General features: G+C 62.4%; 13 protein-coding genes. 5 read left to right on the forward strand and 8 right to left on the reverse strand.

Annotation, left to right across the window (positions count from 1 at the left end; genetic code table 11):
* The first annotated feature begins 347 nt into the window (after positions 1 to 347).
* A complete protein-coding gene (locus tag ASF25_RS14710) occupies positions 348 to 1,379 on the forward strand; it encodes a hypothetical protein (RefSeq protein ID WP_056305483.1) in 1,032 nt (343 codons plus the stop codon).
* A gap of 550 nt (positions 1,380 to 1,929) precedes the next feature.
* Here ASF25_RS14710 and ASF25_RS14715 read toward each other — a convergent pair.
* Both ASF25_RS14715 and arsH read right to left on the reverse strand, forming a co-directional pair.
* The gene (locus tag ASF25_RS14715) at positions 1,930 to 2,931 is read right to left on the reverse strand and encodes a site-specific integrase (protein ID WP_348271333.1); all 1,002 of its coding nucleotides are present in this window, start codon (positions 2,929 to 2,931) and stop codon (positions 1,930 to 1,932) included.
* 67 nt (positions 2,932 to 2,998) lie between these two features.
* The gene (gene arsH, locus ASF25_RS14720; RefSeq protein ID WP_056305485.1) at positions 2,999 to 3,754 is read right to left on the reverse strand and encodes an arsenical resistance protein ArsH; all 756 of its coding nucleotides are present in this window, start codon (positions 3,752 to 3,754) and stop codon (positions 2,999 to 3,001) included.
* A 47-nt stretch (positions 3,755 to 3,801) separates the two neighbouring features.
* On the opposite strand from arsH, the gene ASF25_RS14725 reads away from it, so the two are divergent.
* The 3 genes from ASF25_RS14725 to arsB are packed head-to-tail and all read left to right on the forward strand — an operon-like array spanning position 3,802 to position 5,664.
* A complete protein-coding gene (locus ASF25_RS14725) occupies positions 3,802 to 4,161 on the forward strand; it encodes a metalloregulator ArsR/SmtB family transcription factor (protein ID WP_200927305.1) in 360 nt (119 codons plus the stop codon).
* Positions 4,154 to 4,591, forward strand: coding sequence for an arsenate reductase (glutaredoxin) (arsC, locus tag ASF25_RS14730; RefSeq protein ID WP_056305487.1), 438 nt, complete (start codon positions 4,154 to 4,156; stop codon positions 4,589 to 4,591). Before ASF25_RS14725 ends, arsC begins: the two co-directional genes overlap by 8 nt.
* Before the next feature lie 8 nt (positions 4,592 to 4,599).
* Complete coding sequence (gene arsB, locus ASF25_RS14735; RefSeq protein WP_056305489.1) at positions 4,600 to 5,664, forward strand: ACR3 family arsenite efflux transporter; 1,065 nt, start codon at positions 4,600 to 4,602, stop codon at positions 5,662 to 5,664.
* A gap of 12 nt (positions 5,665 to 5,676) precedes the next feature.
* Here arsB and ASF25_RS14740 read toward each other — a convergent pair whose 3' ends face one another.
* The 4 genes from ASF25_RS14740 to ASF25_RS14750 all read right to left on the reverse strand — a co-directional run bounded on the left by ASF25_RS14740 (position 5,677) and on the right by ASF25_RS14750 (position 9,689).
* Complete coding sequence (locus ASF25_RS14740; RefSeq protein WP_056305491.1) at positions 5,677 to 5,877, reverse strand: hypothetical protein; 201 nt, start codon at positions 5,875 to 5,877, stop codon at positions 5,677 to 5,679.
* Positions 5,878 to 6,583: 706 nt separating this feature from the next.
* Positions 6,584 to 6,820 (reverse strand): hypothetical protein, encoded by a 237-nt coding sequence (locus tag ASF25_RS14745; RefSeq protein ID WP_056305493.1) that lies wholly within the window; start codon positions 6,818 to 6,820, stop codon positions 6,584 to 6,586.
* A 357-nt stretch (positions 6,821 to 7,177) separates the two neighbouring features.
* Positions 7,178 to 7,345, reverse strand: coding sequence for a DNA polymerase ligase N-terminal domain-containing protein (locus ASF25_RS23985; RefSeq protein WP_348271334.1), 168 nt, complete (start codon positions 7,343 to 7,345; stop codon positions 7,178 to 7,180).
* A gap of 160 nt (positions 7,346 to 7,505) precedes the next feature.
* A complete protein-coding gene (locus ASF25_RS14750; protein ID WP_244473034.1) occupies positions 7,506 to 9,689 on the reverse strand; it encodes an ATP-dependent RecD-like DNA helicase in 2,184 nt (727 codons plus the stop codon).
* Positions 9,690 to 10,203: 514 nt separating this feature from the next.
* Between ASF25_RS14750 and ASF25_RS22065 the strand changes: the two genes are divergently transcribed.
* Positions 10,204 to 10,977 (forward strand): DUF393 domain-containing protein, encoded by a 774-nt coding sequence (locus ASF25_RS22065; RefSeq protein ID WP_244473035.1) that lies wholly within the window; start codon positions 10,204 to 10,206, stop codon positions 10,975 to 10,977.
* Positions 10,978 to 11,050: 73 nt separating this feature from the next.
* On the opposite strand, the gene ASF25_RS22070 is transcribed toward ASF25_RS22065, so the two are convergent.
* Positions 11,051 to 11,740: an SDR family NAD(P)-dependent oxidoreductase gene (locus ASF25_RS22070; protein ID WP_082502760.1), complete on the reverse strand. Its 690-nt coding sequence runs from the start codon at positions 11,738 to 11,740 to the stop codon at positions 11,051 to 11,053.
* Positions 11,741 to 11,811: 71 nt separating this feature from the next.
* Positions 11,812 to 12,015 carry a hypothetical protein gene (locus ASF25_RS14755; protein WP_244473036.1) on the reverse strand — a complete coding sequence of 68 codons (204 nt, stop codon included), beginning with the start codon at positions 12,013 to 12,015 and terminating at the stop codon, positions 11,812 to 11,814.
* Positions 12,016 to 12,301: the final 286 nt, after the last annotated feature.

The following is a 12,301-nucleotide window of genomic DNA, read 5'->3' on the forward strand; positions in this document are numbered from 1 at the left end:
GGCCGGCTGCGCTCGCCCGACCAGCTCCGCCGGCCAAGCTACCCGTGGCGGAGCGGCCAACCGTGCACTAACTTTATCCTCGGACCACCTCGTGGGGGCCGATCATCCTCGTCGCCTCACGCCCGGCATGCGCCTGCAATGTGTAAGGAGCTCCTCTGAGCGGCTTGGTAGGGTGCGTCGCACTCTCACGGCCAGTAGTGCAGGCACCCGTTGGCGAGCGTCCTAGCGAATTTGCACGCCACCGACAAAAAATTTCGGCTTTCTCGTCAAATGCCGAGGCCCGCTCGCTATAGATAGCGTGACGCAGCGAAGCGCCTTCGAAGCCATATTGATAAGGATCTCAACAGATGACCCATTCATCTGAATGCACCACCATGCGCATCTTCGGCTTGCTCGACCGGGCCATGATCGATCAGCGTGCGGAGGCCATTCTTGCAGCCTCACTCCATACGACACCCGATTGCTGGGCCGCCGAACGTGACTTAGCGCAGACGAAGTGGTTCGATTACCGCTTCCTCTCCCCCATTCAGGCCACCCTCTTCTTCGTGGAGGAGTATCAGCGTATTTTTCGTTGGAAGTGGAGGCAGAATTTCGACTCTGCCGATGCCGACAAGAAGCGAGGCATCGCCGTCGGCGGCCTCTTTCACAGCCGTAAGGAGTTCAGCGAGTTCTGGACCGCTCGTGCGCATGCAGATTTGTTGGGTGTTCCCTACGAGATTTATATCTCAACTGCGATGGAGATCGCCCTTCGACGCGCCAAGCAGAAGCGCCTGCTGCGGGCCGGACAGATGCGTCGGGATGATTGCGTCGTGGCGATCCAGAAGCGGTGGGAGGAGGAGTTGGCCGGCGCTCGCTGGCTGTCTGAGCAGCCCCATTACCGCGCCGAGAGCGACTATTCTCTGCCGGACCAGATTGCTCATCAGGAGCACGTCGCTCGCGCAGCTCGGAATCGGCCGAACTGCTTGCTCGCCCTGGGCGCGGCCATCGACGAGTTGCGCGTCCTGCCGATCGAGAAGGCCGAGGCGATCTACGGCACGGAGTTCATCGCCCGCGCCCGCGAGCGGGCTGCGGGCATCGGGACTTCGACTCCCGTCGAAGCTTTACCGCCCGAGCAGCTCATCCCCTCGTGCTTTGGATTGCCAGCGCCACTAGACATCGACGCGGAGCCTTGTAGCCGGTGCCCGCTCGCGCACCAGTGTCAGGAGGTAACGGAGCGCATGCTTGGCGACGTGGTGGCACATCATGGCTCAGATAACCCCACGTTGCATCATCGCCGGAGGCTCGGGAGCGAACGTGCGCGCCGCTTCCGCGAGAGGAGGCGCCTGGCTGCGGGCGCAGCAACCGAGCCGGCAGTTGGCGCTCCAGCCGAGGCCGCATAGGTCGTAGAGAGCTAGGGTCTCGCCAAGATCTCCGGGCTAGGGAACGGAGCCGGAGGCCAGCTTCTTGTCCCCGTAACGCCCTCTATATGTATCAGACCTCTTGAGGTTATTTATATATATAGAGGGCGTTACGGGGGTTCAGAGGCAGAGGAAAAGATGCCCCGGGATGGGAATGCCCCAGATAGGAAAAAGCTGCCGGCAACGAAGCCCCGGTTCACTTAGACTTGGTTCTGAATAAACCCTCCGGCTCCTCCTACGGCTGTCCGAAAGACCGGATGAAGCTGATGATACCCGCGGCATGCCCGCCATCCTAAAATCTACGGGGGTGCTCCATGGTGCCGGCTAATCCTCGCTGTGCTCCAAGGCATCCTTGGACGCGCTCGCTGCCGCCAGGGATGCGACTGTCGGATCATGCTGCACCCGATTTACGGATCTGTGGGACCGATGCCGCTTGCCAAGGGTAGAATCGAAGGGCTCGCGGGCACGGAAGGCAGAGGGAGCGTCGACCGCGAATCCTCCTAGGACTTCGCACCTCACGTATGCCCAGTGCTCAACGAAGGCGCTCTGCAAGATCCGCGGCACGCAAATGCGTGTAGCGCTGAAGCATCTTCAACTCCCGGTGGCCCGAGATCGAGGCGACCTCGACGACGTTGAAGCCTTTTTCGAACAGACGGGACACCGCTTCGTGTCGTAGATCATGCAGATGGAGATCAGACAGCCTCACACGTCGCCTCAGACGCTCCCAGGCGAGCCTGACCGCGTTCGGGGCAGCGGAGAACACCGTCGCGCTCTCGCCCGTCCTGAGACTTCTGAGAGTCTCCACGGCGCGCGTCGACAGCGGCACGTCGCGGCTCGTTCCGTTTTTCGTGAGCGGTAGGTGAGCGACACGCCGGTTCAGGTCGACGTGCTCCCACTCCAGGCCCAGCAGCTCGCCTCGACGCATGCCGGTCTCGACAGCCAGGATGATGAGCGGACGCAGGTAGGGCACCCGACCCTTGTCGGCGGCGGCGAGAAGGAGCTGCTCCTCGTTGCCTTCGAGACGCCGCGTGCGACCTTTCGGCGGCGAGGGCCGGCGCACGAGCTTGCACGGGTTCGTTGCCAAGTGGATTTCCCACTCGCGCCTGGCGGTGTCGATCGCGTGCGAAATCGTGTTCAACTCCCTGATCACGGTCGCGGGCGCAACCGTCTTGAGCCGCTCGTCGCGGTAAGCAGCGAGATCCGCGGTCGAGAGCAGGGTCATCGTCCGGAAGCAGATCGGACGGCGGAGGATCGCGTTGATCCGGGCGGTCTCCGTGACAGCGCTGCGCTTCGTGAGTGAAACCTCGTTGCGGTAACGGGTCAGGAGTTGCGCGAGCGTCATGCTTTCCGCCGGTCGCATGTCAGGTAGCGCCCCATTGCGGTCGAGTTCGGCTTCGAGGCTGCGCGCCCAGCGCTCGGCGTCGATCTTGCTGTCGAAGCTTTTGGACCGGGGCTGCATGCCCTTGCGGCGCACAGCAGCCTGCCAGCGTCCCCGGAGCTTTCGGATCGTCGCCATCTTCTTGGTGTCCTCCATGTGCAAGCGCTGCACTGAAGGACGCCATGGACGGGCCTACAAGGAAAAGTCCGCCGCGAAGTCGATGTCAGCGTGCAGTCGGCTTCAAGAACCCAATGTCGGCGGCCACCGCTGCGAGGCGCTCCGGGTCGCGCTCCTTACGCTCGCTGTAGCGATCGACGAGGTAGTTGGAGCGCTCACGCGTCAGGAGAGTGAACTTCATCAGCTCCTCGCACACGTCCACCACGCGATCGTAGAGCGGTCCCGGCTTCATCCGGCCAGCCTCGTCGAACTCCTTGTAGGCCATCGGCACCGAAGACTGGTTCGGTATCGTAATCATCCGCATCCAGCGCCCGAGGACGCGGAGCGAGTTCACGGTGTTGAATGACTGCGAGCCACCCGAGACCTGCATCACCGCGAGCGTGCGCCCTTGGGTCGGTCGCACGGAGCCCTCGCTGAGGGGCAGCCAGTCGATCTGGCTCTTCATCACGCCGGTGAGGTTGCCATGGCGCTCCGGCGAGACCCAAACGTGCCCCTCGGACCAGATCGAGAGCGTGCGCAGCTCCTGCACCTTCGGATGGTCGGCGGTGGCGTCGTCCGGCAGCGGCAAGCCGTGAGCGTCGTAGATTCGAACCTCGCCGCCCATGGCTTCGAGGAGACGAGCCGCCTCGTAGGCGAGGAAGCGGCTAAACGAGCGTTCGCGCAAGGAGCCATAGAGGATCAGGAAGCGCGGCGCGTGGGTGAACGGCGTAGCCGCATGGACCCGCTCGCGTGCGGGCGCCTCGAACACGTCGTCGATCAGGTTCGGCGTGCCGTCGGCGAAAGGCTGCTTGGGCTTGTCCACGGGCTCTCTGTCATCTACGTTCCAACAACAATTGAGACATTGAAGACATGATGGACGAACGGCAAGCCCTCTCTGCCTTCGCAGCACTCGCTCAGGAACACCGCATGCGCATCGTGCGGCAGCTGGTGACAGCCGGTCCGGATGGGCTCGCAGCTGGTGCACTGGCAACCGAGATCGATGTCTCGGTCACCAACCTGTCCTTTCACCTCAAGGAGCTGACCCACGCGGGGCTGATCCACTCCCGGCGCAAGGGCCGGTCGATCATCTACAGCGCGACCTACCCGGCGCTGTCCGCCTTGATCGAGTTCCTGATGAAGGACTGCTGCCAGGGGCACCCGGAGGTCTGCACCCCGGCGGTCACGGCTCTCGTCGCCTGCTGCACGCCCACGGAGGTCGTCCATGTCTGAGCCCCTCGACGTGGTGATCTACCACAACCCCGCCTGTGGCACGTCGCGGAACGCCCTGGCGATGATCCGCAACGCCGGCATCGAGCCTCACGTCGTCGAGTATTTGAAAACCCCGCCGATACGCACGCTCCTACATCAACTCATCGACCGAGCCGGGATCTCGGTGCGCGATCTCCTCCGCGAGAAGGACACGCCCTACGCTGAGCTGGGGCTGGCTGATCCGTCGCTGACCGACGATCAGCTCCTCGACGCCATGATGGAGCACCCAATCCTGATCAACCGGCCGCTCGTAGTGAGCCCGAGGGGCGTGCGCTTGTGCCGGCCGTCCGAGGCGGTTCTGGACCTACTACCCCAGCAGCAGAGCGAGTTCGTGAAGGAGGACGGCGAGCGCGTCGTCGACGAGCACGGCCACCGCGTCGCTACCGCCTGAGGAACGATATGAGCACCTTCGAGCGCTACCTGACCGTCTGGGTCGCCCTCTGCATCGTGGTTGGCATCGCCCTTGGTCACGTCATGCCGAGCGTCTTCCACGCCATCGGCGACGCCGAGATCGCGAAGGTCAATCTGCCTGTCGCGGTGCTGATCTGGCTCATGGTCATCCCCATACTGCTCAAGATCGACTTCGCCTCCATGCGGCATGTCGGGCGGCACTGGCGCGGCATCGGCGTGACGCTCTTCATTAACTGGGCGGTGAAACCCTTCTCAATGGCCGCGCTCGGCTGGCTCTTCATCGGCTACCTGTTCCGGCCCTACCTGCTGGCCGATCAGATCGACAGCTACATCGCGGGGCTCATCATTCTGGCCGCCGCGCCCTGCACCGCGATGGTCTTCGTCTGGTCGAACCTCACGAAGGGGGAGCCGCATTTCACGTTGAGCCAGGTCGCGCTCAACGACACAATCATGGTCGTGGCCTTCGCACCTATCGTCGGCCTGCTGCTCGGGCTGTCAGCCATCACGGTGCCATGGGGCACGCTGATGCTCTCGGTGGTGCTCTACATCGTCATCCCGGTGATTATCGCGCAGGCAGTCCGTCGCGGGCTACTCGCCGCTGGTGGTCAGGCCGCCCTGGACCGGGTGCTCGGGACGATGGGGCCGGTGTCGTTGGTGGCACTGCTCGCGACCCTTGTGCTGCTATTTGGCTTTCAGGGCGAGCAGATCATCGCCCAGCCGGCCGTGATCGGCCTCCTGGCGGTGCCGATCCTGATCCAAGTCTACTTCAACTCGGGGCTGGCCTACCTCTTGAACCGCGTCGCCGGCGAGCAGCACTGCGTCGCCGGTCCCTCAGCCCTGATCGGTGCGTCGAACTTCTTCGAGCTCGCCGTCGCGGCCGCCATCAGCCTGTTCGGCTTCAACTCGGGCGCGGCGCTCGCCACCGTGGTCGGCGTCCTGATTGAGGTGCCGGTGATGCTCTCGGTCGTCTGGATCGTGAACCGGAGCCAGGGCTGGTATGAGCGGGGCGCCACACAGAAGGCGGCCTTCAAACCAGCCTCACGTGAGATCTAACGTCGGCGACTATCAGCGCCGCTTGGTCATGTTCATCGACATCTTCTCGCAGCAGCAGCCGCCCTTACCCTTCTTCATGCTGCCGTGGCCCATCGCCATGCCGGGCTTACCGCACATCATCTCACCCTTGCCGCCGCCGCAGCAGCTCATGGCCATAGCGGGTGCCGCAGTGAGCAGCATCAGTGTGGCCGTGATCACGACGAGCTTCTTCATGGGGAGTCCTCAATCTGGTTGGCTGGGATCATAGCACTCAGCCGGCTTGAGCGAACCGAGACGGATTGCTGATCGAGCGGGTCCGGCGAGATCCTTGATGAGACAAGGGCGAAATCGCCGGAGCAGCGCGAATAAAGAAGATCGACCGCTCGGAGCGCTATTTTTTCGACACTCAGATGATCCTCGCACAGCGTATGCGCTGTTGGGCGACCTCAACGCGAGTAGGACATTTTGAGAAAAAGACGTTCGCATTGGCACATTGAGGGGACATTGAGAGGACATCCAGGGGACATCCGCGATTGTTCGTATTTGTCTTGATGAGACATCCAGGTGACAAACTGGGACATCCGCGAAGGCTGCATGGACATCATGCAGACGGACCAGAGCCGAAGCCTCAGTGCGACCTCATCATCGGCTTTCTCGCATTCGCTAAAGCGCGATTTAGCGCACGCCCGAAATAAAAGCGATTAGAGCGTCATACAGCAGCACCAGGGTGAGACCTCTGCTGGGATAGCGCTAAGCCCATGAAGGCCGCCAGTGCGCTCCTGAGGCGATCCTAGCGATACTCCGCGCAGCAAGAACATGAAACTCCCGCTGATTTGTCCTCGGTGCTATCTCCGTGTCTCGAACTGAGACGCGGAGATAGCCCAACGCATTCCGGCTGCGGTCAAATCGATCCGGGTGTCCCGGGGCGCGTAACAGCCTACTAGGCGAACCCATATTTCGCGGCCTTGTCGGGCGTGTCACCCTTCTTCTGAGCCGTATCGACGACGTCCTCGGTCGTGTGCTTACTGTCGAGGTCCGGCTCGGGCACCTGAAGCTCGCTCGATCGGATCGTGGTGTGGGTGCTGTCGAAGGTTGGCTCGGGCACCTGGACCTCGCTCGATCGGATCGTCGTGCGAGTGCTCTCGACCTTCGGGACCTTCTTATCGTCGGCCATCATGTTCTCGCTCTAGGAGGGCGTGTGAGGTTCAACGCGAACGGTCGTATTGTGCTCCGTCAGTCGGCGGCCCTCGAACTGGGCGACTTCCACCATTCGCGCATGTGAGCATGATGGCCTTCGCTAAAGAGCGAATTCGCGAAGGCGAGAAAGAAAGCCAATCAGAGCGCCCTATGGGGCGGGGGGGGATTTTTACGCTTCACATTCAATGTCTTGGATAGACTGCTGTGAGATGACGGAAAGTGGCTGCTCTATGAGCACGTCAGGGGCCGATCGCGGGCGAGCTGCTACGTCCTGCGCCTTGATGAGCAGCCAGGACGCCTGCCGTTCCTTTGGTCTAGCCCTCATCCGCACGAGCTTCTAGGCGCCCGTGAGTTTCTCGCCATGTAGGTGAAAGCGGAGCGAGCCTGCCGTGAGATCCGCTGCTGCATCTCCGTCCGGCTCCCAGGATCCCCGATCACATACCAACACCGCCCCGGCCCCGTATGAGCCTTGCGGGATGACGCCCTCGAAGTCGACGTAGTCCAAGCGGTGGTCCTCGACCGGGACGGCTCTAGTCGCCGTTCACCGGCTACGAGGCTGGGTCCACGGGTCACCGCCCAACTCTTCAGAACACCGTCGAGCTCGAGCCGGAAGTCGTAGTGGAGCCGGCTCGCAGCGTGCTTCTGCACCACGAAGGCGAGTTTGGTCATCGGATCAGCCACTCCCGGAGCTTCGTCCAGCGTCGCCTCGTGCTCCCACCACGAACAGCCATGCCAATCGCTTTGCGCTGGCCGATCAACACAACGAGCTGCTTGCCGCGCGTGACGCCGGTGTAGAGTAAGTTCCTCGCCAGCATATTGAAGTGCTGCGTCACGATCGGGATCACCACCGCGGGATACTCCGAGCCCTGGCTTTTATGGATCGTCGTGGCGAAAGCCGGAACCAGCGTATCAAGCTCGCCGTAGGGGTAGACGACCTCTCGCCCGTCGAAGATGACCACGACGGCACCCTCCTCCTCGTCGATGCGCGCGACCATCCCAAGATCGCCGTTGAAGACGTCGCGGTCGTAATCGTTCTGGGTCTCCATCACCCGGTCGCCGGGCGCGAAACGCCAGCCGAAGCGCTCGATCTGTTGGGCCGGGTTCGGGTTGAGCACGCGCTGGAGTTCGTGGTTGAGGTTGCGGGAGCCGAGCGAGCCACGCAGCATCGGAGTCAGCACCTGAACATCGCGGATTGGATCAAGGCCGAAGGAGCGTGGAATGCGCTTAGTCACGACCTCGATCAGCTTGGCGACGCCGACCTCGGGATCGTCGATCTCGATCACGTAGAAGTCAGCCTTCTCGCCCGGCTGAGGTCGCTCCGGCATCTGGCCCTGGTTGATGCGATGCGCGTTGACGATGATCCGGCTTTCCGCCGCTTGCCGGAACACTTCGGTCAACCGCGCCACTGGCACGCGCCCCGAGGCGATGACGTCCGCCAGCACCTGCCCTGGCCCGACGGAGGGAAGCTGATCGACATCGCCCACGAGCAGAAGCCCAGCGCGCTCTGGCACGGCCTTCAGCAGGGCGTTCATCAGCGGCACGTCGATCATCGAGCACTCGTCGAGCACGAGTAGGTCGCAGTCGAGGGGGTTCTCCTCGTTGCGGGAGAAACCGCCGCGCTTTGGGTCGATCTCCAGGAGCCGATGGATGGTCTTGGCCTCTAATCGGGTCTGCTCCGTCATCCGCTTGGCAGCGCGCCCCGTAGGTGCAGCAAGTAGGACCTTCACGCCCTTCGCCGTCAGGATACGCAACAGCGAGTCCAAGGTGCTGGTCTTGCCGACGCCGGGACCGCCGGTGATGACGCAGAGCTTCGAGCCCAGCATCAGGTGGATGGCTTCGCCCTGAGATGGTGAGAGCGTCTTGCCGGTCTTGTCCTCGACCCAGGGCCGGGCCTTGTCGAGATCGATGCTGGGCCAGGGCGGTGAGCCGCGAGCCCGGATGACGAGCCGCTCGGCGATCGCCCGTTCGGCCGCGTGCAAGCCCTTCAGGAAGACACAGGGCTCGTCATCGACCGTGTCCGCGATGACCTCCTCGCCACGCGCAAGCTCATCAGCGACGGCGGTGCGGACGAGGGCAACATCGACCTCAAGGAGCTTCTGGGCGAGCACGATCAGCCGCTCGATAGGCAGACCGCAATGTCCTTCATCCATGGCCGTCTGAAGCGCGAACGACACGCCGGCACGGAGTCGCTGCGGCGACTCTTTCACCAGCCCAAGACGCATGGCAATCGCGTCCGCTGTGCGGAAGCCGATACCGCGGATGTCGCGAGCGAGCCGGTAGGGGTCCTCGGTCATCACGACAATCGACTCGTGGCCGTAGGTCTTAAAGATTCGCACCGCTCGGGCGGTGCCGACACCATGCGCGTGCAGGAAGATCATGATCTCGCGCACCGCCTTCTGCTCGGCCCAGCCGGAGACGATGCGGGCAGCGCGCGTCGGACCAATCCCGGAGACCTCCTTCAGGCGCTCGGGATCGGCCTCGATGATCTCGAAGGTGGCCTCGCTGAACAGCGCCACGATGCGCTTGGCCATGGCCGGGCCGATTCCGCGCATGTAGCCGGAGGCAAGGTAGCGCTCGATACCTTCGACCCCGGTCGGCGGCGTGGCCTTGAGCGTCTCGGCCTTGAACTGGAGCCCGTGCTGTCGGTCGGTGAACCAGATGCCGGTCGCCGTGATCCACTCCCCAGCGCCGATCGCGGGAGCGTGGCCGATCACCGGCACGAGGTCGCGCTTGCCGCGCGCTTGGACTTTTAAGACGCAGAAGCCGGTCTCAGCATTGTGGAACGTGACGCGCTCGATCGTGCCGGTGAGCGTTTCGAGAGGTGTGCTCCGGTCGAAGGACTTCGGCACCGTGCTGCTACTCACATTCTGCGCTCGACCGACACGCCGAGATACCATGGTCGCACTAGAACTCCGACCCAGTCAGACCGCCGCTGATGAGTGCTATGATCGAGTGCAGCCGCGCTTTTGCTGGGCAAGGACCCGCACCCGGAGCTGACCTCGATCCGAAGGGAACGTCAGCGCATAAGGACTCTCGCCAAGGGTTCAACGCGAAACCTCATGAAGCCATAGGCACCCCCAACGCGGAGACCCGTAATTTCTAGGACTTCGCGGTCCTGCGCGGGTTGAAGAAGTTTCGTGGCCATTAAGGGTCACCCTGTGCCAGCTGACGGCATTCACCTGACGCACTTTGTCGCCAGCAAGGTTGCGCGCTGAACTTTGTTGACATCAGCGATTTTGATGAACTCTGAGTTTTAGGAAAATCGGTGGTCCCGGCTTTTACGCCGGCAGCTGCCGAGGTGAGCGACTACAGGTCTTTATCTTTGAGGTCCGACGTCTTTTTGTGTGCAAACGGAGGTTCGGCATGTGGATCCTGTTCGTTGCCATCCTCATCCTCTCGGGCGGGCTGACTATCATTGATGCGCCCGCTCGCTCACGTCGTCACGCCGCCGAGCGGGAGGCTGTGCTCCAAGCTCTCAGTCGTTTCCGGACCTACGCCACTGAGGCGAGTGTCCTAGGAGCACTCGAACGAGTTCAGCATGAACGCATGTCTGCTCGAACGATGCGTGCTCATCTTGTAGCTTTAGAGGAGGACGGCGCGGTCCTGGCGTATAGGTCCGGAGCGCCCGAAAGCCTCGTGCGGCGCTACCGCCTCCTATTGGAGGTTTCACAAGATACGATTCTTGCATCCCCTGCGCCGCAAGGCTCTGGCGCCCTGACTGTGTATCATGACGGAAGCTGCCCGTTCTGCGCAGCCGAGATCTCGATCTACAAACGTGCATCCGGGGCGGAGGTCTTTACTTTCGTAGATGTCGCAAATCCGAACGTAATACTCCCACCAGACCTCACGAGGCAGTTGGCGCTCTCGCGCTTCCATGTGCAGGACGCCTCTGGGACGCTCGTGTCCGGTGCTGCAGCCTTCGCACTGCTCTGGCGTGCACTACCGCGCTGGCGGTGGCTTGGTCAGCTCGTCGGTGCTGCTTCAGTCCTGCCCTTTGCAGAGAAGGCCTATCAAGCCTCCGCGCCGCTGCGCCCGCACCTTGCACGCCTGATCATTTTGCTCGGCGTTAATCGAACTGCGAGCTCACCGGGAAAGCGTCATGGATCAACGCGGCGCCCACAGATTGGTGACGATTGAACTATGTTACTTGTATCCGAGTGCCGTGTGTGAGGTTGTTCGCTTCGAATCTTGACCGAGAGTCATCCCCGCATCACCATGGAACAGTCTCGCCCGCGTAGTCGAGGAAGACGCAGCCAGACCGACCGAGGTGTCCTTCCAGAACTGTGACAATGCCGCGAGCGCTGGTTTCGACATCGAGAGTAGCCCGTCGACCACCGAGATCTGTGCGAACCCATCCGGGGTGCATCAGCACGACACCCCAATGCGCTTTAGCGTGCTGCCCTACGAAGGAGCGGGCAAGAGTGTTAAGTGCCGCCTTGCTAGCCCGGTAGCTTCCCCAACCGCCGCCGCGGTTCAGCGACACCGAGCCGAGCTTCGACGTCATCAAGACGATGAGGCCACCGGGTGCGACACGTTTTTGGAAAGCTTCCGCGAAACGTATTGGGCTGATGGCATTCGTCTCGAACATCATCCCTGCAACTGAACGCGGCAGGGCGGTGATCGGCGTGCCGGCTTGCGTGGCGACACCTGCTACGACGAAGACGATATCAAAATCCGGCGCATCCGCCAGGGCTACTCGAAGAGCGGTCACCGCCTCGTCGTCATTGATATCCACCCCCGCCTGGATCCTCAGATGTCCCCTGGCGGCCAGATCCGTCAGGCCAGCGGAGGGGCGGCGCACAGTGGCGGTGACGTCCCAGTTGCGTTCGAGAAATCTGGCTACAAGACCGAGACCGAGGCCGCGAGAAGCGCCGACCACCAGCACCCTTTGTGTGCTCATACCATCAGGCCTCCTCGAACTGCGCTGAACGCGTGCTCAGTCGCATTTGTGCCAAGTGCTATGCGCCTGGGTTAGCGCTCGGCACGTAGGCTCTTGATGAAGCGCCGGGCGATGTCCCGCACCGCCTCGTCGTCCTTCGCCTCGCCGTGAGCCTTGTCCCAGAGATGATCGAGGCTGCCGTCGAGATCATCCAACAAATTGGGGTGGCGCTGCGCAACGAAGTTGATCGTGCCGAAAAGTAGATGCTTATCCCGAACGTTTGGGCGTCCCAGCACCCCGTCTCTCGCCGACCGACCCATCGCGCAATCTTTTCAAAGCCAGTTTGACGATACGGCAATCGCGGCCAACGGTAGGAAGCTCCCTGCCGGACTCGAATGCGTGGGGTGACATGATGCTGCGCCAACCAGTCCGAATCATCTGAAGAATGCCCCACCAAAGGGCATGGCCTTGGTCAGCCCCCATTGAAGTGGTCCGCTCTTTGGTATGGCTTTTGAGCCTGGAGGACGGACAAGATGGCAAAGCACCCGAAGCCCGAGGAGATCGTTGCCAAGCTACGGCAGG

The sequence above is a fragment of the Methylobacterium sp. Leaf100 genome, from assembly GCF_001422845.1.
In the GTDB taxonomy this organism is placed as follows: domain Bacteria; phylum Pseudomonadota; class Alphaproteobacteria; order Rhizobiales; family Beijerinckiaceae; genus Methylobacterium.

Excerpts from the sequence above, each read along its gene's own strand:
- ASF25_RS14715 (WP_348271333.1), bottom strand. The coding sequence starts at position 2,931 with ATGGAGGACACCAAGAAGATGGCGACGATCCGAAAGCTCCGGGGACGC.
- ASF25_RS14740 (WP_056305491.1), bottom strand. The coding sequence starts at position 5,877 with ATGAAGAAGCTCGTCGTGATCACGGCCACACTGATGCTGCTCACTGCG.
- ASF25_RS14725 (WP_200927305.1), top strand. The coding sequence starts at position 3,802 with ATGATGGACGAACGGCAAGCCCTCTCTGCCTTCGCAGCACTCGCTCAG.
- ASF25_RS14710 (WP_056305483.1), top strand. The coding sequence starts at position 348 with ATGACCCATTCATCTGAATGCACCACCATGCGCATCTTCGGCTTGCTC.
- ASF25_RS22070 (WP_082502760.1), bottom strand. The coding sequence starts at position 11,740 with ATGAGCACACAAAGGGTGCTGGTGGTCGGCGCTTCTCGCGGCCTCGGT.
- ASF25_RS22065 (WP_244473035.1), top strand. The coding sequence starts at position 10,204 with ATGTGGATCCTGTTCGTTGCCATCCTCATCCTCTCGGGCGGGCTGACT.
- ASF25_RS14745 (WP_056305493.1), bottom strand. The coding sequence starts at position 6,820 with ATGATGGCCGACGATAAGAAGGTCCCGAAGGTCGAGAGCACTCGCACG.
- arsB (WP_056305489.1), top strand. The coding sequence starts at position 4,600 with ATGAGCACCTTCGAGCGCTACCTGACCGTCTGGGTCGCCCTCTGCATC.
- arsC (WP_056305487.1), top strand. The coding sequence starts at position 4,154 with ATGTCTGAGCCCCTCGACGTGGTGATCTACCACAACCCCGCCTGTGGC.